Below are 23,262 nucleotides of genomic sequence, written 5' to 3' on the forward strand. Positions count from 1 at the left end.
CCAGTACCAATCACCAATACCTAATACCCAGTTAATTTTTCCTGTTCTGAATCTTCTCTAAATAAACCTAGCACAGGGCCGAGAATTGCCCCAAATAGAAAACCACCAGCGTGTGCCCAGTATGCAATACCGCCACTTTCCATACCGATATTGGTAGGTGCTTCTAAGCTAGCAACGCCGTAAAAAGCTTGTTGGATAAACCAGAATCCGAGAAAGAAATACGCCGGAACCCGGAAGGTAGGAAAGAAAAACCCCAAGGGAACTATGCCAAGAACTTCTGCTTGAGGAAAGCGGATAATATATGCTCCCATGACGCCAGCGATCGCCCCACTTGCCCCCAATGAAGGAACTGCGGAAGTCTGTGAGAAGTACCATTGAGCCAAGGTTGCTAAAATACCGCAAGTTATATAGAAAAATAAATATTTAACATGGCCCAACTTGTCCTCAACGTTGTTGCCAAAAATCCACAAAAACAACATATTGCCAGCTAGGTGTAGCAAACCGCCATGCAAAAATTGTGCAGTAATCAGAGTCACCCATTCTGGTACTGGTTGATTGACGGTGATACCTCCAAAGCTAGCTGTTAATTCTCGTGGCACTACTGCAAACAGGTGAAAAAAACCATCTAAATACTGGGGAGGTAAACTCGCTTCATAAATAAAAGCGAGAACGTTAGCTGCAATCAGCCCATAAGTAACATAAGGTGTGATTTTGGTCGGATTATTATCTCTAATTGGAACCACAGGAGTTTTTGTTAATTTTCTAGAACAAGATTTACAATACCTAATTTGTTGAGTATTTTCTGCCAACCTCTAGATAGATTTAGTACGCCACATTAGAGATATTTCTGTTGTTGGTAGGTTTTGATAAATGCCAAACCTAATCACCTCAGTTAAATCATAATGTGATTGTGCAGGTATCAAGCTATACTTAAAATGTGTTTTGAAAAAATCTACATCATCGCTCAAAGTAATTATTGCTTTAGCGTCACTTGACTTATTTGCTTAATAGTGAAGTAAAGTGACAAGCTTATATGTCAAGGAAAATTGAAAATTTGTACCAAAATCCTTGAATTAAGTTATTTATTGATAAAACAGTTGGGAATATTGATAAAGTTAGGGAATAAACAACGGCATAAAAATAATGGTTGAAAATAAGAAAATATCTCTATGCGGTGAAGACTGCCAATTGTAGATGTGTCATAATAGACATTCACTTTAATGCTAGATTCAAAGCAGTGGATATATTTTTTTGTACACAATTTTGTTACCCATGTTTGTGAATTTCTGAAGTTAGAACTATATATGTATGTATATGTATAATTAAGTTGAATTTGATTAAGGACTTATGATTGATGATGTGTTACAAATTATAAAAAAGTTGGATCTGATTTTACAGCTATTTAGATGTAAGTTTAACTTTGTGAATACAACTGAAATAATACCTCTTGCGGATGGAAGATATATGTAATTCCTTCTACAGAGTGTTATGAATTGGTAATCCTGTCATAGTATGAAACATAAGAGTCTTATTATTGTCTGTGTTTGCTGACAGTGTTTATAGAAGCAAATTTCTTAGGAAAAAATGCTAGGGGTGTATTTTCCATGCCCTTGACTATCCTTGTAGTGGACGACGATCTAGGCACTCGTCTGTCGATTAGCGATTATCTTGAACTTTCTGGCTACTCGGTAATTACTGCTAATGACGGTCAAGAGGCTTTGACAAAGGTGGAGGAGTTCCATCCTGATTTAATAGTCACCGACATTGTTATGCCACAGATGAATGGTTATGAATTAGTGCGCCAGGTACGTCAAAAACCTCTGTTTCGGTTGCTGCCTGTAATTTTGTTAACAGCGCGAACAAGAACACAGGAAAGAATTCTTGGTTACCAGTCAGGGTGCGATTTATACTTACCTAAACCTTTTGAATTAGAAGAGCTAGGGGCAGCTATTCGCAATCTCTTGGTGCGATCGCAACTCATTCAATCTGCATATAATGTTTCTTATCCAGACAATGCGAGTATATCCACTCCTACAACTACTGTAGAGTTACTTTCCGAACTAACTCCTAGAGAACAGGAAGTTTTAGAACTTTTGACTCATGGTCTTTCTAATGCTGAAATGGGTCAAAAATTGCACCTTAGTCCTCGGACAGTGGAAAAGTATGTTAGCAGTTTATTAAGAAAAACTACCACTAACAACCGAGCAGAATTGGTACGTTTTGCTATTAAACATGGCTTGGTGGAATAGCGAAACCAGCTAATAATTTTTTATTCAAAAAATAAAATCTGACTAACCTATTAAACTTTACAAAAAGTAATAAACTATAATTTATTTCTAAATTTATTGTTGCTGTTGTTGCTGTTGCGATCGCGTAGCCTGCCCTAAAGACTCTTGCCCTACTTTTCCAATCGCAAAGTGAGATTCCATCTGCTCTAGCACGACTTGCCAAACTTCATATCCATTTTTACTTAGATGTAACCCATCTGTAGTCAGTTCTGATCGCAAATTGCCTTGAAAGTCAGCAAACCAATCATGTAAATTCAGATAACTGGCTTTTTCTTGTCGAGCGATTAAAGCTAGCTGACTATTAATACGACGAATTCGGCTATTAGAAATCGAAGTAAGCCGAGTTGGCAATATTGATTGAACAAGAATTAAGCTACCTGGATGATTTTGGCGTAAGCGCCGAAGAATTAAACGATAATTGCGTAAAATTGTCTGATCGTTCACACCCTTACGCAAATCATTAATTCCAGCCATCACGTAAATTACCTCTGGTTTGGTTGCGGCAAAAGCAGACAATCTGTTGAGGATGCCACTAGAAGTATCACCAGATATCCCCTGATTTAACCATAATTTTCCGCTAGGTAGCTTTTCATTGGGGAACCACATACTTAAAGAATCACCAACTAAGACATTTAGACGATTTGCGCCTTGTCCTTTCACCATTGCTCTGGCTTCCATTGCCAATAGGCTTTTCCAGTCTTCATAAGTGAGTTGGGACTTTTTCCCAGACTGCGATAAGGACTGTAATTCATCTTCGCTTAAGCGTGTATAAATTTGACCAGCTTTCAGAGCAGCTAATCTATGGTAGTAAAGTTGACTGCCAGATAAAAATCTCCGAGTAGGTTGGTATATTGACTGAACAGAGGATTCAACTGATATGGGCAATTTCTGGTTGCTAAAATCTGGTGAGGGAGTTTCCACCGATGAAGCTACTGTTTCACCTGCTACTGCCTGCGAACTCTCGTTTGTACTCAACTGTAGTTGATTACTTTTTTGCTCGAAAATCAACGGCTGTGGCAACGTTGTGACTGGAACAGCTAATCCTGCAATTAAGCCTGCTGCCAACAAATAAACGTTCCTCATCTTGTAAGTTTCTCCTATTGCTACTATTTTGTCCAATGACAGCGTTTCTCGGCTGATTGCAGGAAATTTCTTGAATCAGCTAAATAATTACCTTTTACAGTATTTACACTGTATCGGTGTAATTAGCTAGCTTAGGAGATTCGTTTTTACAGTATCTTTAATGTTTTTTCCTAGTAGTATAAATTTCATTTGATTTTTTATACTATCTTCATCCTTAGATTTAACCATAGGATGATTTTGTGCGTTCTACTCTTACAGGAAACTGCTACTCATCTACAAATCTACAACGACTGCCAATTACATAATCCTCATTAATTTCAAATGAAATCCATTGTCTTTGCAAGGTTTCTGCAACAAAACCAGTAGTATTGGAACCCGCAAATGGATCTAAAACAGTATCGCCTTCATCAGTCAAAAATTTGATAAAAAACTCTGCAAAACCTTGAGGAAAACGTGCGGGATGCGGTTGTATTCCCTTTAATTTACAGCAACGTAAGTAGGCGCTATTTGATTCAGTATTAGCAATTTCTAGCAAATTAGGTGGAATTGCGCCCTTATTATCTTTTTGGAATTGCTCGGAAATATCATGCCCGCTAGGACGCATTTTGGCTTTATAGCCATTTTTCAGTAATTGCTTCATACTCTCACTGTATGGTTTTAAGACTTTTCTATTGTCGGCTTTGGGGTGAGGAGTTTTCGATAACCACCAAACAACATTTACTGAGTCTTTCACGCGAATACGCCTAATTGTCACCCACTCAGCTGGGGTAGGTAGTCTTGCCGGATTGTAGTGATAAAATTCTTGAGCTAGAAAAAAACCAATTTCTTTACACAACCTCACTAAAAGCTCATATTGGTAGATACTCCGCACAGGATTTCCGGGTAGGTAAGCACCACCTAAATCAAGCACAAATGAACCATCATCTGCAAGTACTCTTTTAAATTCGTAGGCAAAAGGTAGAAACCATTCAATATATTTTTCTGCACTTTCGTTACCGTATTCTTTTTTACGGGTGAGCGCAAATGGAGGGGAAGTAAGAATTAAATTAATACTGCTGTCTTCAATACATTTAATTAGTTCTTGGGTATCACCAAGATATATTGCACCGTAGTTTTGAGTGTAATAGGGAATCAAATTTATAGATTGCTGTAAAGTTATTTGTTTGGATTTCAAGGGTTATGTTGTTTGAGAATAAAGAACTAGTTTATAGTTTATATACACTTTGAAGGGGCGGGCAAGATGCCCACCCCACAAGAGATGTTTCTACAAAATTCTTGTTAAGAAGCTTGCCAATAATATAGGCTTGCTATTTTTTGCTATTTTAAACTAGTTTATAGTGTACGTATTTTTTAAAGGGGCGGGCAAGATGCCCACCTCACAAGAGATGTTTCTACAAAATTCTTGTTAAGAAGCTTGCCAATAATATAGGCTTGCTATTTTTTGCTATTTTAAACTAGTTTATAGTGTACGTATTTTTTAAAGGGGCGGGCAAGATGCCCACCCCACAAGAAATGTTTCTACAAAATTCTTGTTAAGAAGCTTGCCAGAAAAAGGGATAATCTTCAGGAGTTTTTGAAAGAGCAGCTTTGACAGGATTTTGCCTAATGTAATCCCAATATGTCTGAAACTCTTCTTCATTTCTAATAATGCGATCGTATCGCTCATCTTGCCAGATTGTACCTGTATGTTTCATTAACTTAGGAATTTTTTTAGCACTATAACCTTTGATACTTTTCATAATGCTACTAAGTGACCAAAATTCATTATCTAATTTGAACCAAGGCTGAATTAGTATATGGACATGGTCTGCCATTACAACAAAGATATAAATGTTATATCTCTTGTTATTAAAAAATAGACAAGCATCAAATACTACTTGCCTAGCTTCTGGGGTAAGTTCTAACTTTTCCCAAGTATTAAAAGTAAGAAAATAAACTGCTCCATCTAATTCCCAATGAGGTAAGGTTCTTTGGGTAATTTTAAACTTTGGCTCTTGCATATGGGACAGGAAGGTAATTGTTATTTATCTTGTGGGGTGGGCATCTTGCCCGCCCCTTTATTTATTTTTCCCATTCCAAAAAGAGAAAATTTAAATTCTAAAAAGAGAAAGTTTAATATCTTTACTTAAGATTGTAGAAATTTTACCTGTTTTTAATCTAGGACGGGTGAGACACCCATCCCACAAAACAATTCTTTTGATTATTCAACTGAAACGGCAATAATTCTTCTTCTCTAGTTAATTGGGCTGCATAAGCAATAGCAGCTCTAATATCTTCAAAAGTCAATGGTGGGTACTCCTGAATAATCTCTTCAAAAGTTAGTCCTTCAACAAGATTATCAAGGATGACTGATAACATGATGCGTGTACCCTTGATGCACGGTTTTCCATGACATATTTTGGGATTGATGCTGATGTGTTCTTGCCAGTTTTGCATAACTTTGACTATTTAATGAATGGCGATCGCTATTTATTAGAGAGGTATAGAATAAATTGGATCAGGGATTTAACAAGTTTAGTGTTCATTATTTTTATTCAAACAGTCAACGGGATACTCACCTCATCAATTTGTCATCTCAAGTGCCGAATCGAGCAGGCTCGCGAACTCCTGCTTAAAACTGACTTGTCAATTGCGGATATTACTTATAAAGTCGGCTTTGCTAATCAATGACATTTCACTAGTCATTTTAAGCGCCTACTTGGAGTCACACCTAAGATTTTTCGAGAGCATCGCATAAACCCGTAAAAAAAAGCAAGAATTTGTAAGAAAAAATTTTGTGCGATCGCTATTTTGGAAGTCAGAAGTGCTGCAAGCACCATATTTTGGTTGCTAGCCACTGGAATTGAGCTGCACCCGCGTCCAAGAAGTGAAAATTCCAAGGAGAGGTTTTCTTATGACGATCAAATTTACTGGCGGTTGTCTATGCGGAGCAGTCCGCTACGAATGTTCGGCTGAACCCATTGCGATGGGAAATTGCCACTGTCGCGATTGTCAACGTGCGACGGGAACTGCTTATGCGTCCGGGCTTCTTGTGCCCCAGAGTGCAGTCACTATCACCGGAGAGGTGAAATACTATGAGGTGATTGGTGATAGCGGCAACATTGTTGGTCGAGGCTTTTGCCCAAACTGCGGTTCTCGATTATTTAGCAAGCCTCCAATTCCTGAATTTATGGGCATTATGGCTGGGAGTCTTGACGATCCAAGCTGGTTCCGACCGACTATGGATATTTATACAGCCAGTGCTCAACCGTGGGATTACATGAACCCGGATTTGCCTAAGATTGCCAAGATGCCATAGTGCCTGCTTTTGAGGTGGACATCTTGCCCCACCATAAAAAATCCCCCGCCACTGGCAGGGGATTTCAATTAATTACCTACAAAACTAGCAGCCGAATTAACCGAACTTACCAGCCGTCGAGGCAATTAGGAATGCTGCGTAAGTTAGAACATAGCCCACAGTGAAGTGAGTTAAACCAACCAAACGAGCTTGAACGATAGACAGAGCAACGGGCTTGTCCTTCCAGCGAACTAGGTTTGCTAGTGGAGTACGCTCGTGTGCCCAAACAAGAGTTTCAATCAACTCTTGCCAGTAACCTCTCCAGGAGATCAGGAACATGAAGCCAGTTGCCCAAACTAGGTGTCCGAACAGGAACATCCAAGCCCAAACAGACAGGTTGTTCATGCCGTAGGGGTTGTATCCGTTAATTAACTGAGCGGAGTTAGCCCAGAGATAATCGCGGAACCAGCCCATCAGGTATGTAGAGGATTCGTTAAATTGAGCTACGTTGCCTTGCCAAATTCCCAGGTGCTTCCAGTGCCAGTAGAAGGTTACCCAACCAACTGTGTTTAATGCCCAGAAAGTAGCTAGGTAGAAAGCGTCCCAACCGGAGATGTCGCAAGTACCGCCACGACCGGGGCCATCGCAAGGGAAGGCATAACCGAAGTCTTTTTTATCGGGCATTAGCTTAGAACCACGGGCATCCAAAGCACCTTTCACGAGTACGAGAACGGTGGTGTGGATAGCCAATGCGAAGGCGTGGTGTACTAAGAAGTCGCCAGGGCCGATAGTTAAGAACAGGGAGTTAGTACCAGAGTTAATTGCATCCAACCAACCTTGCAACCAAACGTTGCCGTAGTTGGGGTAGGCTGTGTAAGCAACGCTGTCTGGGTTAGACAACAGGACGTTTAGTCCGTAGAGTACTTTACCGTGAGAAGCTTGGATGAACTGAGCAAACACAGGTTCGATCAGGATTTGCTTCTCTGGTGTGCCGAAAGCAACAACTACGTCGTTGTGAACGTACAGACCTAAGGTGTGGAAGCCTAAGAATAGGGATACCCAGCTCAGGTGAGAGATAATCGCTTCCTTATGCTTGAGTACGCGCTCTAGTACGTTGCCCTTATTTTGTTCGGGATCGTAGTCACGAACCCAGAAGATGGCACCGTGAGCAAAAGCACCAAGCATCAAGAAAATAGCGATGTATTGGTGGTGAGTATAAAGAGCGGCTTGGGTTGTGTAGTCCTTACCGATGAAGGCATAAGGAGGCATAGCATACATATGCTGTGCTACCAAGGAGGTTACAGTTCCCAAAGCAGCTAGGTGAATACCCAACTGGAAGTGTAGGGAGTTGTTATAGGTGTCGTACAAACCTTGGTGAGGCAGGTTGAACTGACCTTCACTCTTGCTACCAGGTACTAATCCAGATTTGGAGTTCAGCATTTCTTTGATGCTGTGTCCAATTCCAAAATTAGTCCGGTACATATGGCCGGCGACGATGAAAATTACAGCGATCGCCAAGTGGTGGTGAGCCATATCGGTCAGCCACAGCGATTCTGTCTGAGGATGGAAGCCACCTAAGAAGGTCAAAATCGCTGTACCAGCACCTTGGGAAGTACCAAATACGTGGTTTGCAGTATCGGGGTTAGAAGCGTAAACTCCCCAGTTACCAGTAAAGAAGGGTTGCAAGCCTGCCGGGTGGGGCAGAGTGCTCAAGAAGTTATCCCAACCTACGTGCTGTCCGCGAGATTCGGGGATAGCAACGTGAATCAAGTGACCAGCCCAAGCCAGAGAGCTAACACCAAACAAACCTGCGAGGTGGTGATTGAGGCGAGGCTCTGCACTCTTAAACCAAGAGAGGCTAGGACGGAACTTGGGTTGCAAGTGCAACCAACCAGCAAACAAGAACACTGATGCCAGGATGAGGAGGAACACAGAACCCATGTATAGGTCGCTGTTCGTCCGCATACCGATGGTGTACCACCAGTGATAAACACCAGAGTAAGCAATGTTTACCGGATAGTTAGCTCCACCTTGGGTGAAAGCTTCGATTGCGGGCTTACCAAATTGAGGGTCCCAAATCGCATGAGCGATCGGACGGATGTGAAGAGGATCTTTAATCCACTGTTCAAAGTTACCTTGCCAGGCTACGTGAAATAGGAGGCTGGATGCCCACAGGAAAATGATTGCCACATGACCGAAGTGAGTAGCGAAAATCTTTTGGTAAAGATTTTCTTCTGTCATGCCATCATGGCTTTCAAAGTCATTTCCTGTAGCCATCGCATACCAGATCCGACGTGTCGTCGGGTCTTGCGCGAGATCCTGGCTAAATTTTGGAAATTTTGTCGCCATAGGTTTGAGAAATCCTCTGACTTTTAGCCATCAGGTATCAATGTTTTCAAGGAGTTTTGAGTTAGGAGTTTTGAGTTAGTGGTTGTTAATTTGTGGTTGTTCTGTTGATGTTAACCGCTACAAACAACTCATAGCCCATCACTCATAACTCATTGCTCCTAAATGCTGGTTGCTAGCCTAATGAGAGAATATGTGCGTGGAAGAACGCCCATGTCGTGGCAATTCCTCCCAAAAGGTAGTGAGCTACACCAACCGCACGACCCTGAATAATGCTCAGAGCGCGAGGCTGAATTGAAGGTGCTACTTTCAGTTTATTATGTGCCCAAACGATGGACTCAATTAATTCTTGCCAGTAGCCACGACCACTGAACAGGAACATTAAGCTGAATGCCCAAACAAAGTGAGCGCCCAAGAACATAAGTCCGTAAGCTGACAGGGCACTACCGTAAGAGTTGATCACCTGTACTGCTTGTGCCCACAGGAAGTCACGCAACCAGCCATTGATGGTGATAGCACTTTGGGCAAAGTTGCCACCAGTGATATGAGTCACATTACCAGCTGCGTCTACTGTTCCCCAGACATCGGATTGCATCTTCCAGCTAAAGTGGAAAATTGCAATTGAAATGGTGTTGTACATCCAGAACAATCCCAGGAAGACGTGATCCCAGCCAGACACCTGACAGGTACCACCACGACCAGGGCCGTCGCAGGGGAAACGGAAGCCCAAGTTTGCCTTGTCTGGAATCAGACGAGAACTGCGGGCAAACAAGAAGCCTTTTAAGAGAATTAGTACTGTGACATGAATTTGGAATGCGTGAATATGGTGGATCATGAAGTCCGCCGTACCCAACGCAATTGGCATCATTGCCACTTTACCGCCTACAGCGAGGATACCACCGCCAAAGGCATAGCTAACAGGTTCAAGCGCGTTTGGTGCGGTTGCTCCTGGTGCTACAGTGTGCAGGTTTTGTACCCACTGAGCAAACACAGGCTGCAACTGAATTGCCGAATCCGAGAACATGTCTTGGGGACGGCCCAAGGCGCGCATTGTGTCGTTGTGGATGTAAAGCCCAAAGCTGTGGAAGCCAAGGAATATACAAACCCAGTTGAGGTGAGAGATGATTGCATCCCGGTGACGAATCACCCGATCCAGAACGTTGTTTTGGTTAACAACAGGATCGTAATCGCGCACCATGAAGATGGCAGCGTGAGCAGCACCACCCACAATTAGGAAACCGCCAATCCACATATGGTGAGTAAATATGCAGAGTTGGGTAGCGTAATCGGTTGCCAAGTACGGATACGGAGGCATCGCGTACATATGGTGTGCCACGATGATGGTCAAAGAACCCAAGAAAGCAAGGTTAGTTGCCAATTGAGCGTGCCAAGAGGTGGTCATGTTCTCGTAGAGACCCTTGTGACCTTCACCAGTGAAGGGGCCTTTGTGGTTTTCGAGGATCTCTTTGATGCTGTGACCAATACCCCAGTTGGTACGGTACATATGACCAGCGACGATGAACAATACCGCGATCGCCAAATGGTGATGGGCAATGTCAGTCATCCACAAGCCACCTGTTACCGGGTTTAAACCACCTTTGAACGTGAGGAAGTCAGCATACTGACCCCAGTTCAATGTAAAGAAAGGTGCTAAACCACTGGCAAAGCTAGGATACAGCTCGGTCAACAAGTCTTTGTTCAAGATGAACTCATGGGGCAGGGGTATGTCTCTTAGGGGAACTCCTGCATCCAGCAACTTGTTGGTTGGTGCGGAAACATGGATGATGTGTCCTGCCCAGCCTAAGGAACCACAACCCAGCAATACCTGCAGGTGGTGATTGAGCATCGACTCCACATTCTGGAACCATTCCAGTTTAGGAGCGCGCTTGTGGTAGTGGAACCAGCCAGCAAACAGGAGCAAGCCAGCTAATACCAGACCACCAATAGCTGTGCAATACAGTTGGAAGGAGTTAGTAATACCCCAGCCACGCCAGACTTGGAATAAGCCAGAAGTAATTTGAATGCCGTGGAAGCCACCACCGACATCACCGTTCAAAATGTCTTGACCAACAATTGGCCAAACAACTTGAGCGCTGGGCTTAATGTTGAGCGGATCGCTCAACCAAGCTTCGTAGTTTGAAAAACGAGCGCCATGAAAAATCATCCCGCTCAACCACAAAGTCACTACAGCTAAGTGACCAAAGTGGGCTGCAAATATCTTGCGGGAAATGTCTTCTAAATCACTTGTATGTGTATCAAAATCGTGGGCGAGTGCATGAAGGTTCCAAATCCATGTGGTGGTTTTGGGACCTCTGGCTAAGGTTCTGTCGAAGTGACCGGGTTTTGCCCATCTTTCAAACGAAGTTGGCACCGGATCGTTATCGACTATCACTCTTGCCTTTTTTTCCTCTCGCTCCGGAGGACTGATTGTCATTCGACCTCCTCTCTTAAAAGGGACTGAGGAATCATTGTGACCACAAGCTGTCTTCGAGGTTTTTGTAAACCAAATCGCATTTTCCATTTATAATCTGGAGCCGCGATGAAGACCTTGTGTGGGGAGTGGTTTCTGTTGAATTATAAAGTCTTCTCTTGTACATTGTTGGAGACTTTTTAACAATAATTCAAAATCCCCAGATTTATTGTCTCATCTGCTTTTGGATTCCAAAACGCTGGTCAAAAAGTCAATAGTTTCTCTATTTATTTTACAAAGCTAAACAATTCGCAAAATTTATGGTTATTTTTTGGAGCGATCGCTGTTTTTAACTCTTACAGCTTCATCTAATTAAAAATATTGGATTTTTCGTGACGACTTATACCAAAATATAGTTAAATAGCTGTAAGAAGAAATAGTTAAAATCGCCACATAATTATCTTAGATAGTACTGACTTAAATTAAAAAACTTAAATTCTCAGTCCAAGAACAAGTAGCTAAAAAAGGATTTCACCTTTTGGGCTATAGTTCCGAATGGACAGTTTGCGCCAGAATGCAACATAAATCTGTCTGTTGTTTAGGAATGGGTGAAAAACATGAACTCGTGGCGGACAACGGCTGCAACTCTCATGAAGTCGCTAATGGTATTGGCTCTAGTATTAAATTTGACTAGCTGTGGCAATAAAGCGATCGGCCAAGAACCATCTGGTAGTTTACGAGAAAGCTCTTCAATTTCCACGAAGCAATTTTCGGAGGTTGCCCCACCAACAGTCATTCAAGAACTAGGTCAAACCTTAGAAGTATATCGACCTCAGGTATCAATAGTGACTCCCAAGCAGGATGAAGTCCTGCAAGATAACACAGCTACAGTCCGTTTCCAGGTTAAGGATCTACCTATATTTAAAGATTCACAACTGGATATGGGGCCGCATCTGCACGTAATAGTTGACAATCAACCATACATTGCAGTTTACGACTTAAATCAACCCTTAGTTTTACCAGACTTGTCCCCTGGCACCCATACCTTGCGTGTTTTTGCCTCCCGTCCTTGGCATGAAAGCTTTAAAAACGAAGGTGCCTATGCTCAGACAACATTTCACATTTTCACCAAAAGCGACGATAACAACCCCGATCCAAATTTACCTCTGCTAACCTACAGCCGTCCGAAAGGCAGTTATGGAGCAGAGCCGATTCTACTAGACTTTTACTTGACAAATGCGCCCTTACACCTTATAGCGAAAGATAACCCTAACAACCAGTTTGCAGATTGGCGCATCCGCTGCACTATTAATGGTGAAAGTTTTGTTCTTGATCGCTGGCAAGCAATTTACCTTAAAGGCTTTAAACCAGGTAAAAACTGGGTAAAATTGGAATTTCTGGATAACCAAGGCAATCCCGTCAAAAATGAATTTAACAGCACAGTTAGGTTAATAACCTACGAACCAAAGGGTAAAGACACCCTTTCTAAAATTGTCAGAGGAGAACTTTCTGCAGATCGAGTTCGCGCAATTGTAGATCCCAACTACACAGCTAAAGTACCGACTGCTGAACCCACGCCTACTCCTACACCAGAAATTCAACCCCAGGAAGAAAAACAGCCGAGTTTGGAAGTTGCACCTACACCAACTCCTAGCGTTGTACCCACGGTTGAAACTACGCCAGAAATACCACTCCCAGAAAAACAGCCTGTTCCTGAAATTGAGCAAGCACCTCCAACTCAGCCAGAGAAACCAAAAGGTGGCTTTTTCAATCGTTTCCAAAATCGAGCAGGTAAAACACCTATCCCACAACCAACAGAAATATCTCCTAGCCCAACTCCGGCATTAGAACCACAACCGGAAATTACACCAGAACCTGAAGCTACTCAGTTACCAGAAACACAGCCCACTCAGCCAGAGAAATCTCGATTTGGTAAATTTTTCCAGCGCTCTACAGGTAAAGCGCCCATTTCTCAACCTACAGTAGAGCCATCTCCTAGCGTTTCTCCCACACTACCGGAAATTATCGAGACTCCAGCCCCAGAAACTACAACAGAACCTCAAGTTACTCAACCAGAAAAATCAAGATTTAGTCGATTTTTGAATCGTCGTGCAGGTAATCTATCTACCCCGCAACCTTCACCAGAAGCATCTTCTAGCCTACCTCCAACGCTGCCTGAGATTGTGAAAGAGTCTCCTGCAGCAGAACAGGAGACTATGCAAGAAATCGATCCGAAGCTTTTACCTCAAAAAGTTGCTCCTCAGCCAGAAAAACCAGAATTAGAAAGATTTTTTAATCGTCGGCAGTATCCAAATGCTGCGCCATCTCCAACTTTACCCTTTGCTCGACCACAGATGAATCAGCCTCCTGCACCAGAAAGTACAGCAACGCCTGAAAAATCAAGCGAGGAAGTTCAAAATTAGTTGTAAAGAAACAAGATCCCCGACTTTTTTGAAAAGTCGAGGATCTGTGCATTTAATAAGGAGCGCAAAGTTTTTATCTATTCCCTTTTAATTAGAAATACTGAGTTCAGTTTTAGTAAGTTTATTTAATTTGTAAATTTCTGGTAACTGCCACCAAGCAAGATGAGGGTATTCGTGATGTTCTTTGTGGTAGCCAAAATGATAGCAAGTAATAAGTGACAACCATGTTGGCATAGAGATAGTTTGAGCAAAGTGAGGTTTAATATAACCTCCTTGTGGTTCTCTATGAGTAAGAAATGTACCAAAATAAAATAATTGTAATGAACTTAATAGTGAAGGTAATGCCCAAAAGAGAATAAGATTTGTGTGGGGTATATGTAGTATATAGTGAACAGAATTATATACGATTATCCAGGTAATTATTTGACCCCAACTCCAGTAGTTTTTCATAAAATAAAAATACCAGGCAAAGAAATTTTTATGCTTGCCGTCGTGGAAATCTGGGTCTAGTTCACTGGCTGGGTGGTGGTGATGCAGCCAATGTTTTTTTAATAATGTTTTGTAAGATAAAAAACCATAAGAAAATAAGCTTAATGTTCCGATTAAGTGATTAATCTTGATGTTTTTGGGAAAAACTACACCATGCATAGCATCATGAGCAGTAATAAATAATCCTGTGTAGATAAATGTTTGCCCAAGTATAGCCAAGACTAACTCTAAAATGTTCAATTTAGAGAGGTCAAATAAAAGTAAAAAAATTAAACTAGTTGCCCATATTCCTACTATGGTAACAGCGATGAAAATACCTGTTGTACCGATAGTAAATTGATTTGTAATTTCTATATGAGGGTTTGGTAAGTGTTTTGATTGCATCAGGCTTTTACTCCGCCTAAAATTTTGTTTAAATTCACACAATTTGGTCATTAAAAAGTTCACTAACCACTTAAGGGAAAACCCCGTTCGTGGTCAGCGCTGTGCTATAAGTAACATCTAAATCAAATATGTAGAAAAATTAAGTTTACTTAAATAATATTACACATATTTGCATAGATGGTGACTGTGTAAGCAAAATTTCTTGCTCTGTAAGGCTTTTGAGCCGCGGAGTTTAGTGAATGAGGTTAAGTACCTCGCGCAGTACGCTATAACCCTGATAATCCCAGAGTAGGTAAGCCAAAAAACCAATCATCGCCAAGCGCCCATTCCACAGTTCAGCCTGAGGTGTAAAGCCAAACTTAAAGGCATTACGATCGCTACCGTTATATGCTTTCTCTGTTGCATCAGTTGGATAAGGCCCCATTGTTAAGTTTCCTCAAGATTGTGAACTACACAATTCATGGTATTTACTCACTTAACAAGTGCTATCTATCTCTAGTGCCAAAGTGTAAGCAAGTCGAAAGGGTGAAGTTTAGGGGCTAATATACAAAGTTTTATCTAACAAAAGGTTAATAAATATTTCTATTGGTCTCTACAGCCAAGATGCTTTGTAAAGCAAACTAGTAATAATGTATACATGATTTTTCTTGTTTTTGAATAAAAGCTCGTAATTTGTTAGATAGTGCGATCGCCTGCTTAAAGTTCACTACAGAGAGCGGTAGTTGCAAAGTTGCCAGTAATATCTAACGGAAGTCAGAAGGTTTTCTAAATATTGTTGCTCAAACTAATAGGAAGTAAATAAGTTTTTGAACTAAGAATATGGCTCCTACGGCACTAATTACGGGTGGATCTGAAGGGATTGGTAAAGCAACAGCTGTTTTATTTGCCCGCAAAGGATATGAACTTATACTTGCGGCTCGTCATAGCGATCGCTTAGAAATAGCAGCGCAGGAGGTACAAAACGTTAGTGGTACAGTACCACTGATAGTTACTTGTGATGTCACCGATCCATTGCAGGTGAAAACACTAGTAGATAAAGCGTTGGAGCATTATGGTTATATTGACGTGTTAATAAATAACGCAGGCATTTATGCATCAGCACCAGTAGAAGAGTTTTCGCTGGAAGATTGGCACAAGGTTATAGATACTAATTTATGGGGATATATCCATACAATTCATGCTTTACTGCCTCACTTTCTTCAAAGAGGAAAAGGAACAATTGTGAATGTGAGTTCCATCGGTGGTAAAGTACCTACCGCTTACCTTGTTCCTTACTGTACAAGTAAGTTTGGCGTTACAGGATTGACAGAAGCGCTTCATGCAGAATTAAAGCCGAAAGGAATTCAGGTTTGTGGTATTTATCCGAATTTAATTAAATCTAATTTCATGGAACGGGCTGTGATGAGAGGGAAAAATGAGCAAGATACTCAAAGCCGTCGCCAACAAATTGAAAACATTCTGAAAAATCCCGTGGTAGAGAAACCTGAAGATGTAGCAAATGCCATTTGGGATGCAGTTAAAAATCAGAAATCCGAAATATTTGTTGGTTCTGCCAACTTTTCACAGGCGGTTAATCGGTTATTTCCTGGTTTGTTTCAGTGGGCTTCTCACCAAATCTTTAAGAATAAAGATAGCTGAATATACATACAAGACATAGGTTTTCTTAAGTTTGGAAGCTCAATCGTAAGGTGGGCACTTTTCATAACCTAAAATAAGGGTTTTAGGAAAGTTTGGTAGTGCCACCCTACAAAAACTTAAGTTTGGAAGCTCAACCGTAAGGTGGGCACTTTTCATAACCTAAAATAAGGGTTTTAGGAAAGTTTGGTAGTGCCCACCCTACAAAAGCTCTGGTTGGTGAGCGGAGCCGAACCACTGCCTTCTACCCCATTAATTCCAGTACAAGACTTTTTCTTTGATTATTGTTTTACCATCCCTAGAAACTTTTAGTGCATTCCGGGTAAGTAAGTAACGAATGTCACCATTAACAGCAATAAATTGGCTGTCTTCTATGCCTTCACGGGAATTATAACTTTGCAGTGGAATGATGATTTTTTGATTGCCTTGCCGAGCCACAGCTACGCAACTGCTGGGAACTTCTCTACCGCAAATATATACAATAAAGTTTTTGGTTTTAGCTTCCACAAAGGTAGTATTACCATCAGGACAACCCCTAGCTAAAGGTTTACCATCAGCAGCGATCGCACTGTTAACTTTTTCTCTGAAGGAGACACTACCACCTTTGCTGAGTTTGGTGATTACTAATTCATAAGGGCTAACCATGTATGTTAATTCACCTTGAATGGCAACATAAGTTTCACCATTTTTACTACTTATAGGTACAGTAATCTTGTTGCCGCCATTTTTAGAAATTCTTACATAATAACCAAGAGAATCGTCTCGTTCTCCTCTGCAAATATAGATATAATCTTTAGCTGTATGGAAACTGCGTTTAGGTATTAAATTGGCGGAAGGACAAACTTGTTCTTGAGCAGGTTGTAGTTGGTAGTTTTTCGACTTCTTCAGTATGTCGCCTGCTTCCATCACTTGAGCCTTGGGAAAGGGCGTCAGTAACCATAGGGAAGACACACCCACAAAGGCTAACCGTAAAGTTACTGTGTGAGTAACATTTAATTGTAAATAATTCATATTTTTAAACTTTTAAACATTAAAATTGCCACCGCATATAAAAAATGTGGCGTTAAATTATCAGTGTTTTAACGGATGAAAAACTGAAATTATTATCGTATTGAAAAAGCCTAGAACGACTAAAAATTCTGGAGATTTTATTTATTCTTTAATAAAAGTAATTGTTAAATGAAATTCTTGTTAGCCGAGATGGGGATTGGGTACTGGGAAGAGTACGCGGGGAGACTCATCTGTTCCATGTCACCTATCCCCTATCCCCTATTTACCTGACTCGCATTCTTGCCTAGTTATGTGATGACGATAGCGAAACATCGCTTCTAGTTGTACCTGTACTAACCAGCCACCCAGAAACTCGGCTGTTTGCCCACCAGGTAAAGCAAAGGAAATTTCATCAGTTAATCTGGTTTTGCCATTTTCTGATTCAAATTTGTGTCGATGTACCCAGGATTCAAATGGCCCAGATATCTGTTCGTCTGTAAATAGATGATATTCTTCATATTCAGTATGACGTGCTAACCAACGCAAAGGCAATGGCCCGATCGCCAGACGAAACTCAGTAATAGCACCTATGCCCAAGCCTCCCTCACGACGTACTACTTGTAAAGGTTGCCAAGGCGGGGTAAGCAATTGCAAAACATCCGCTCTTTCGTGAAATTTCCAAACTGTTTCTACGGGTGCATCAATAACTGAGGAATACTTAAAGTGCAGCATTAAGAAAAACCTCAAACCTAGCCTTCATACTCAGTATCAATTTCGATATCAAGAGTGTCTTCATCGATGCGGATATATAAAATATTGGGACGACAGCAAACTTGACAATCTTCTATATAAGATTGCTGCCCTCCCGCACTCAAATCTACAAAAGTTAAATTTTCTTCGCCACAATAAGCACAGTAATATTCTGCTGTTGTTTGCATCTATCTATTTTAAATTTTAGATTGTAACTGTTAATAGCTAATGCTAATTGTATTCTTACTATTTACTATTAACATTGAGCCATTAACTTTTCAGATGATTTATCAAATTGACTTGTAGCATCAGCCAAGTGCTTTAGTAGTGTAGACTGTGGTAAAGGCCCTTGCAAATGACTCCAAGGTAAAACTTGATCGGTTGACCAGTTAGTATGAACGTAAAAATCCAAACTGGGAAGTTTTCCTTTTAGTTCTTTAAAAGCACGTTTATAGCTACCTAAAGAATCACCAAAGTTACGGGTAAGTTCTAAAAGTTGTGATAGTCGGCGATCGCCTCGTGATAACAAAGCCTGAATGATTGACCAATTATAACTTTCGGGACGAAAATCTATCCCTTGTGGCTTTAACTGTTTCTGTAAAAACTGCAACCGTTTCTGGGCTTGGCGATTTACTCCCAACCACTGAAAAGGGGTGTGTGATTTAGGAACAAAAGTACTACAACCTAGTGTTAACCGCAAACCAGGAGCAGCTTTTTTAATATCGCGCATCATCGCTACAGTCGCATCTAAATCCTCTGGTTGTTCGCCAGGAATTCCTACCATGCCGTAGAGTTTTAAATTAGTTAATCCTCCAGCTTTAGCATTCACGGCAGCTTGGATAATTTCATCGTTATCCAGCTTTTTATTGATAATTTGTCGTATTCTTGAAGAACCACTTTCTACAGCAATTGTTAAGGATTTTGTATCTCGTTTCGCTAAAGTTTGCGCCAATTGCACAGTTACAGTATTAGTTCGCACCGAAGCAATACTCAGACGCACATCGTCGAACTGAGGATGGCTAATATAATTCAATAATTCCTCAAACTCAGGATGTTGAGTAACTGAAGCACCTAATAATCCGAGCCGATTTGTGACTGTTAAACCTTTTGTAATTGCTGGTATTAAAGAACCTTCCAAACTAGCAGTTCTAAAAGGTAAAGTGAGATAACTTGCCAGACAGAAGCGACACATTTCTGGGCAACTTCTCACCACTTCTACCATATAAATATTTTCCCAAGCTGCTTTTTCAGTCACTACCGTTGATGCTGATAAAGTGTTGCCTCGGTAGGTTTGTTTTTGTACTACAGCTGGAATTTCTGAGGAAATAGGTTGAATTGATTTAATCGCACCATCAACATCGTGATACTCAACTTCATACAAACTCGGAATATAAATGCCCGGTACTTGTGCGAGTGCTTGAAGTTGAGTTTGCCTGTCAGCATTCCTAACTGCTTGATAAGCATCAATAAAATTATCTAGGAGATTTTCACCATCCCCCAGTAAAATGACATCAAAAAAATCTGCGAAGGGTTCGGGGTTGGCAGTCAGAACGGGGCCACCGCCAAAAACTATGGGATGATTAGGATCGCGGAAAGCTGCCCTGATGGGAATTTCTAAAGATTCTAATAAGTTTAATATATTCACATAATCCAATTCCCAGGACATCGAAAAGCCAAGTAATTCTGGCTTTCTTGGCAGTGGTTCGTGAATATCGGTGAACAAGCGACTCACCTGCACATCTGAACGCATAGCTAAAGTAGCCCACACTACTTGATAGCCAAGGCTTGTTATGCCCACACTATACTCGTTGGGAAAGGCAAAAATAGTGGCGATCGCATCGGTGTTGGGAGTGGCAGGAGTGAATAAAAGGCGTTCAGCAGCAAATACAGAAGATGTCACAGATGAAAAATAGGGGCTAGGGATTAGGGGCTAGGGACTAAGGATAGAAAGTAATCTAGTCTCTAGTTTGTTTATCTATATTTAATTTTAAGGTATAAAATTATGATGTTGAAAAATAATGTAGTTCCATTAGCGAGAATAATCGGCAAAGCTGATAGATAAAATCCATATAATAACCATAAAAATACACCTATATTAAAGGAAATCAACATGGCATAGGAAACATCTTTTGCGGATTTTGTTTGCCATGTTTTTATCATTTGTGGCAAGAATGAAAAAGTGGTTAATGTAGCAGCGACTAATCCTAAAATAGTAATAAAGTCCATTGGATATAAGCTTTGAAATATTAACCGCAATTTTAGATGCAATCCTTATCTTTTGATTTTTTCAGATAAGACTTAGCCCAAGCATACCGTTGTGAATCTTTAGATATTAAATATCTCGCCGCATCTTGTCGTTTATTCTCATCTTTTGTACTCCTCACTACTCGTTTAATTTCATCATCTATATCTTCGCTTCTAGCACCACGCTTGATTGCTTCTGCAAACCAATTATCTCCTTTTGGATATTCACCTTTGTCATAATAAATTGCTCCCATTAAAGTGTAAGGTTGATAACTAGGTTGATAACTACCTGTAAGTTGATGATTTTTTAACCATTCAACTTCTGAATTATGCTTCCAAAGAATTGGATAAAGAGGAGAAGAAATATAATCTTTTAAATCTTGCCAAGATTTAGGTACTTTATACTGAACTTTCAGATGTGAAAACTCACTTTCTAGTTTTCTAAGTTCTTCTACTTTATGTTGCTGCTTTTGTTTAATGACTTTTACAGTTTCAAAAAGCTTGTGTTCTGTTAACCAATCCAACTCTAAGTCTGTTAACTCAATTCCTAAGTCTACTTTTCGCAAAATAAGATACAGAAGACTAGAAGGTGATGAATCTTCATGTTTTGTTGCTTGGTACTTGGACTTTAAGTTGGTAAAGTCTTTTAGACGGTTTTGAAACTCTTTATCCATGTCGAAATTAGCAGCATTAATACTGTTATAGACGTACTATTTGCTACTATAACGACACTTAATAAAATAGAGGAGGGGAAATTACCCACTCTCCAAAAGTAATAATTATCTTTAAACTACTCCGTATTTCTACAACACCTGGCACTGCCCGTGATGTCTTAACAAATGATCGCATAGCACCAACGCCACCATTGCCTCAACCATTGGGACTGCACGCGATAGTACACAAGGATCGTGACGTCCTTTGCCTGCTAAAACAGTCTCTTCACCTTCATTAGTTACTGTCTTCTGCTCTTTTCTAATTGTTGCCGTGGGTTTAAATGCTACACGAATCAGGATATTTTCACCGTTGGAAATTCCGCCTTGAATACCTCCGGAACGGTTGGTACGAGTACGAATTTCACCATTTTCATCAATATAAAATTCGTCGTTATGCTCAAATCCACTTAGTAAAGTTCCAGCAAAACCAGAACCGATTTCAAAACCTTTACTAGCGGGCAAAGACATTACACCTTTGGCGATATCGGCTTCCAACTTATCAAACACTGGCTCGCCCAAGCCTTTCGGTACATTTCGCGCTACGCATTCAACCACACCACCAATAGAATTGCCTTCCCGCCGGATTTGCTCGATTAATTCAATCATTCGTTCGGCACATTCAGCATCAGGGCAGCGAACAATATTGCTTTCAACTTGTTCTAAAGTCACGCCATCAGGATCGATAACCCCTTCTAAATCTTTAATGCGCTTGACGTAACCGATAATTTCTACACCCGCAACTTGCCGGAGAATTTTTTTAGCGATCGCTCCTGCTGCTACTCTGCCTATAGTCTCCCGCGCCGACGATCTACCGCCACCTTGCCAGTTACGGATGCCATACTTAGCATCGTAAGTTGCATCTGCATGGGAAGGGCGATACTTAAACGCCATCTCATCATAATCTTGGGAGCGAGTATCTTTATTCTTGACTAAAATTGCGATCGGTGTCCCCAGTGTTTTCCCCTCAAATATCCCAGAGAGAATTTCGCATTTGTCTTCTTCTTTGCGAGGTGTTGTAATTTTACTTTGTCCCGGACGCCTTCTATCGAGTTCGACTTGAATTTCCTCAGCCGAAATTTCTAGTCGGGGAGGACAACCATCAATTACAACTCCCACACCACCGCCGTGGGATTCGCCAAAAGTAGTGACGCGAAAAAGATGCCCAAATGTGTTGCCCATGATGTTGAGGAGATATCGTCTAGATAATAATATTACTTTTGTGTTTGTGCCTGAAATTATGTCCCAAGCCAAAGTCTTTGTTACCCGCCGTCTCCCTACTGAATTACAGCAATTACAAGAAATTGCGGATGTAGAAGTTTGGATGGAACGCCAACCGCCTCCCTACGAGGTTTTGCTGGCAAAGACAAAGGAAATAGACGGGTTATTGTGTTTGCTAACCGATCAAATTGATCGGCAACTGATAGAAGCCGCAACTTCTATTAAGGTTATCAGTCAAATGGCAGTGGGATACGACAATATTGATATTTTATCTGCTACCGCAAGGCGTATCCCAATCGGTCACACTCCTGGTGTATTAACAGATGCAACAGCCGATTTAACTTGGGCGTTACTAATGGCAGCTGCACGACGAGTGGTAGAGGCAGATCGGTTTACGCGTGGGGGAGAATGGCGAACATGGGAACCAGATTTGTTACTGGGGCCTAATGTCACAGGTGCTACTCTGGGGATTGTTGGTTTTGGGCGAATTGGACAGGCAGTAGCTCGTCGTGCTAAGGGTTTTGAAACGCGAATTATTTATACCAGCAAGCACAGATGTGAGCCAGAGCTAGAAGAATCTTTGGGTGTGGAATTTGCTAGTTTTGAACGTTTATTACAAGAGTCTGATTTTGTGACAATTCATACTCCTCTAACAGCAGATACACACCATCTGTTTAGTGAACCGCAATTTGCGCTGATGAAGCAATCTGCGATTTTAATTAACACAGCACGGGGAACAATTGTAGAGCCAAATGCCTTATATCAAGCTTTATCCAACGGTCAAATTGCAGGTGCCGCTATTGATGTTACAGAACCAGAACCTATTCCCACCGATAGTCCTTTACTGAGTCTTGATAACTTAATTATTACTCCTCATATCGGTAGCGCCAGTCGTCAGACGCGGAAAAAAATGGCAGATATGGCGATTGAGAATTTAATTGCTGGGTTAAAAGGAGAGCGGTTGCCTTATTGCGTTAACCCGGAAGTTTACCAGTAAAATTCAACAATTTTT

General features: G+C 41.0%; 22 protein-coding genes. 6 read left to right on the top strand and 16 right to left on the bottom strand.

Translation table 11 applies throughout. The annotated features are described in order from the left end of the window. Nucleotides 1-20: 20 nt before the first annotated feature. Entirely contained in the window at nt 21-743 is a 723-nt protein-coding gene (locus UYC_RS0125255; RefSeq protein WP_016879707.1) for a rhomboid family intramembrane serine protease, read from the bottom strand. A gap of 861 nt (nt 744-1,604) precedes the next feature. Here UYC_RS0125255 and UYC_RS0125260 point away from each other — a divergent pair. Continuing rightward, nucleotides 1,605-2,249: a response regulator transcription factor gene (locus UYC_RS0125260; RefSeq protein WP_016874511.1), complete on the top strand. Its 645-nt coding sequence runs from the start codon at nt 1,605-1,607 to the stop codon at nt 2,247-2,249. Nucleotides 2,250-2,342: 93 nt separating this feature from the next. Here the strand turns inward: UYC_RS0125260 and UYC_RS0125265 are convergent, their stop codons facing one another. The 4 genes from UYC_RS0125265 to UYC_RS0125285 form a co-directional block, all read right to left on the bottom strand. Beyond that, complete coding sequence (locus UYC_RS0125265) at nt 2,343-3,371, bottom strand: SGNH/GDSL hydrolase family protein (RefSeq protein ID WP_016874510.1); 1,029 nt, start codon at nt 3,369-3,371, stop codon at nt 2,343-2,345. A 265-nt stretch (nt 3,372-3,636) separates the two neighbouring features. Next, complete coding sequence (locus tag UYC_RS0125275) at nt 3,637-4,545, bottom strand: DNA-methyltransferase (protein ID WP_016874508.1); 909 nt, start codon at nt 4,543-4,545, stop codon at nt 3,637-3,639. Between the two features lie 358 nt (nt 4,546-4,903). Next, the gene (locus UYC_RS0125280) at nt 4,904-5,371 is read right to left on the bottom strand and encodes an REP-associated tyrosine transposase (protein ID WP_016874507.1); all 468 of its coding nucleotides are present in this window, start codon (nt 5,369-5,371) and stop codon (nt 4,904-4,906) included. 157 nt (nt 5,372-5,528) lie between these two features. Then, nucleotides 5,529-5,729 carry a DUF433 domain-containing protein gene (locus UYC_RS0125285; RefSeq protein WP_016874506.1) on the bottom strand — a complete coding sequence of 67 codons (201 nt, stop codon included), beginning with the start codon at nt 5,727-5,729 and terminating at the stop codon, nt 5,529-5,531. Between the two features lie 30 nt (nt 5,730-5,759). Here UYC_RS0125285 and UYC_RS0125290 point away from each other — a divergent pair, with 30 nt between their 5' ends. Together UYC_RS0125290 and UYC_RS0125295 are read left to right on the top strand one after the other, a co-directional pair. Then, nucleotides 5,760-6,041, top strand: a complete 282-nt coding sequence (locus tag UYC_RS0125290; protein WP_016874505.1) for a helix-turn-helix transcriptional regulator — start codon at nt 5,760-5,762, stop codon at nt 6,039-6,041. 223 nt (nt 6,042-6,264) lie between these two features. Continuing rightward, a complete protein-coding gene (locus UYC_RS0125295) occupies nt 6,265-6,669 on the top strand; it encodes a GFA family protein (RefSeq protein WP_016874504.1) in 405 nt (134 codons plus the stop codon). A gap of 96 nt (nt 6,670-6,765) precedes the next feature. Here the strand turns inward: UYC_RS0125295 and psaB are convergent, their stop codons facing one another. Continuing rightward, complete coding sequence (psaB, locus tag UYC_RS0125300; protein WP_016879709.1) at nt 6,766-8,997, bottom strand: photosystem I core protein PsaB; 2,232 nt, start codon at nt 8,995-8,997, stop codon at nt 6,766-6,768. Between the two features lie 172 nt (nt 8,998-9,169). After that, entirely contained in the window at nt 9,170-11,428 is a 2,259-nt protein-coding gene (gene psaA, locus UYC_RS0125305) for a photosystem I core protein PsaA (RefSeq protein WP_016874502.1), read from the bottom strand. Nucleotides 11,429-12,021: 593 nt separating this feature from the next. On the opposite strand from psaA, the gene UYC_RS0125310 reads away from it, so the two are divergent. After that, nucleotides 12,022-13,827 (top strand): hypothetical protein, encoded by a 1,806-nt coding sequence (locus UYC_RS0125310; protein ID WP_235082940.1) that lies wholly within the window; start codon nt 12,022-12,024, stop codon nt 13,825-13,827. An 87-nt stretch (nt 13,828-13,914) separates the two neighbouring features. Here UYC_RS0125310 and crtW read toward each other — a convergent pair whose 3' ends face one another. Then, nucleotides 13,915-14,700 (bottom strand): beta-carotene ketolase CrtW, encoded by a 786-nt coding sequence (gene crtW / locus UYC_RS0125315; protein WP_016874500.1) that lies wholly within the window; start codon nt 14,698-14,700, stop codon nt 13,915-13,917. A gap of 232 nt (nt 14,701-14,932) precedes the next feature. After that, nucleotides 14,933-15,124: a chlorophyll a-b binding domain-containing protein gene (locus UYC_RS0125320; RefSeq protein ID WP_016874499.1), complete on the bottom strand. Its 192-nt coding sequence runs from the start codon at nt 15,122-15,124 to the stop codon at nt 14,933-14,935. Nucleotides 15,125-15,519: 395 nt separating this feature from the next. Between UYC_RS0125320 and UYC_RS0125325 the strand changes: the two genes are divergently transcribed. Beyond that, nucleotides 15,520-16,338: an SDR family NAD(P)-dependent oxidoreductase gene (locus tag UYC_RS0125325; protein ID WP_016874498.1), complete on the top strand. Its 819-nt coding sequence runs from the start codon at nt 15,520-15,522 to the stop codon at nt 16,336-16,338. A 249-nt stretch (nt 16,339-16,587) separates the two neighbouring features. Here UYC_RS0125325 and UYC_RS0125330 read toward each other — a convergent pair whose 3' ends face one another. The 7 genes from UYC_RS0125330 to aroC all read right to left on the bottom strand — a co-directional run bounded on the left by UYC_RS0125330 (nt 16,588) and on the right by aroC (nt 22,211). Next, a complete protein-coding gene (locus UYC_RS0125330) occupies nt 16,588-17,346 on the bottom strand; it encodes a hypothetical protein (protein ID WP_016874497.1) in 759 nt (252 codons plus the stop codon). Between the two features lie 258 nt (nt 17,347-17,604). Beyond that, nucleotides 17,605-18,057: an SRPBCC family protein gene (locus UYC_RS0125335; RefSeq protein ID WP_016874496.1), complete on the bottom strand. Its 453-nt coding sequence runs from the start codon at nt 18,055-18,057 to the stop codon at nt 17,605-17,607. Between the two features lie 17 nt (nt 18,058-18,074). Further along, nucleotides 18,075-18,263: a CPXCG motif-containing cysteine-rich protein gene (locus tag UYC_RS0125340; RefSeq protein WP_016874495.1), complete on the bottom strand. Its 189-nt coding sequence runs from the start codon at nt 18,261-18,263 to the stop codon at nt 18,075-18,077. 68 nt (nt 18,264-18,331) lie between these two features. Beyond that, on the bottom strand, nt 18,332-19,975 hold the full coding sequence (locus UYC_RS0125345; protein WP_016874494.1) for a B12-binding domain-containing radical SAM protein: 1,644 nt from the start codon (nt 19,973-19,975) through the stop codon (nt 18,332-18,334). Between the two features lie 71 nt (nt 19,976-20,046). Next, nucleotides 20,047-20,301: a SemiSWEET family sugar transporter gene (locus UYC_RS0125350; RefSeq protein ID WP_016874493.1), complete on the bottom strand. Its 255-nt coding sequence runs from the start codon at nt 20,299-20,301 to the stop codon at nt 20,047-20,049. A gap of 32 nt (nt 20,302-20,333) precedes the next feature. Beyond that, a complete protein-coding gene (locus UYC_RS0125355; protein ID WP_016874492.1) occupies nt 20,334-20,993 on the bottom strand; it encodes a hypothetical protein in 660 nt (219 codons plus the stop codon). 129 nt (nt 20,994-21,122) lie between these two features. Then, on the bottom strand, nt 21,123-22,211 hold the full coding sequence (aroC, locus tag UYC_RS0125360) for a chorismate synthase (RefSeq protein ID WP_016874491.1): 1,089 nt from the start codon (nt 22,209-22,211) through the stop codon (nt 21,123-21,125). Nucleotides 22,212-22,269: 58 nt separating this feature from the next. On the opposite strand from aroC, the gene UYC_RS0125365 reads away from it, so the two are divergent. Further along, on the top strand, nt 22,270-23,247 hold the full coding sequence (locus tag UYC_RS0125365; RefSeq protein ID WP_026087449.1) for a 2-hydroxyacid dehydrogenase: 978 nt from the start codon (nt 22,270-22,272) through the stop codon (nt 23,245-23,247). Nucleotides 23,248-23,262 lie beyond the last annotated feature (15 nt).

It is taken from the genome of Chlorogloeopsis fritschii PCC 6912 (genome assembly GCF_000317285.1).
GTDB classification, from domain to species: domain Bacteria; phylum Cyanobacteriota; class Cyanobacteriia; order Cyanobacteriales; family Nostocaceae; genus Chlorogloeopsis; species Chlorogloeopsis fritschii.

Coding starts and splice junctions, on each gene's coding strand:
- UYC_RS0125260 (WP_016874511.1), top strand. CDS start 1,605: ATGCCCTTGACTATCCTTGTAGTGGACGACGATCTAGGCACTCGTCTG.
- UYC_RS0125265 (WP_016874510.1), bottom strand. CDS start 3,371: ATGAGGAACGTTTATTTGTTGGCAGCAGGCTTAATTGCAGGATTAGCT.
- UYC_RS0125280 (WP_016874507.1), bottom strand. CDS start 5,371: ATGCAAGAGCCAAAGTTTAAAATTACCCAAAGAACCTTACCTCATTGG.
- UYC_RS0125285 (WP_016874506.1), bottom strand. CDS start 5,729: ATGTTATCAGTCATCCTTGATAATCTTGTTGAAGGACTAACTTTTGAA.
- UYC_RS0125290 (WP_016874505.1), top strand. CDS start 5,760: ATGACATATTTTGGGATTGATGCTGATGTGTTCTTGCCAGTTTTGCAT.
- UYC_RS0125295 (WP_016874504.1), top strand. CDS start 6,265: ATGACGATCAAATTTACTGGCGGTTGTCTATGCGGAGCAGTCCGCTAC.
- psaB (WP_016879709.1), bottom strand. CDS start 8,997: ATGGCGACAAAATTTCCAAAATTTAGCCAGGATCTCGCGCAAGACCCG.
- psaA (WP_016874502.1), bottom strand. CDS start 11,428: ATGACAATCAGTCCTCCGGAGCGAGAGGAAAAAAAGGCAAGAGTGATA.
- UYC_RS0125310 (WP_235082940.1), top strand. CDS start 12,022: ATGAACTCGTGGCGGACAACGGCTGCAACTCTCATGAAGTCGCTAATG.
- crtW (WP_016874500.1), bottom strand. CDS start 14,700: ATGCAATCAAAACACTTACCAAACCCTCATATAGAAATTACAAATCAA.
- UYC_RS0125320 (WP_016874499.1), bottom strand. CDS start 15,124: ATGGGGCCTTATCCAACTGATGCAACAGAGAAAGCATATAACGGTAGC.
- UYC_RS0125325 (WP_016874498.1), top strand. CDS start 15,520: ATGGCTCCTACGGCACTAATTACGGGTGGATCTGAAGGGATTGGTAAA.
- UYC_RS0125330 (WP_016874497.1), bottom strand. CDS start 17,346: ATGAATTATTTACAATTAAATGTTACTCACACAGTAACTTTACGGTTA.
- UYC_RS0125335 (WP_016874496.1), bottom strand. CDS start 18,057: ATGCTGCACTTTAAGTATTCCTCAGTTATTGATGCACCCGTAGAAACA.
- UYC_RS0125340 (WP_016874495.1), bottom strand. CDS start 18,263: ATGCAAACAACAGCAGAATATTACTGTGCTTATTGTGGCGAAGAAAAT.
- UYC_RS0125350 (WP_016874493.1), bottom strand. CDS start 20,301: ATGGACTTTATTACTATTTTAGGATTAGTCGCTGCTACATTAACCACT.
- UYC_RS0125355 (WP_016874492.1), bottom strand. CDS start 20,993: ATGGATAAAGAGTTTCAAAACCGTCTAAAAGACTTTACCAACTTAAAG.
- aroC (WP_016874491.1), bottom strand. CDS start 22,211: ATGGGCAACACATTTGGGCATCTTTTTCGCGTCACTACTTTTGGCGAA.
- UYC_RS0125365 (WP_026087449.1), top strand. CDS start 22,270: ATGTCCCAAGCCAAAGTCTTTGTTACCCGCCGTCTCCCTACTGAATTA.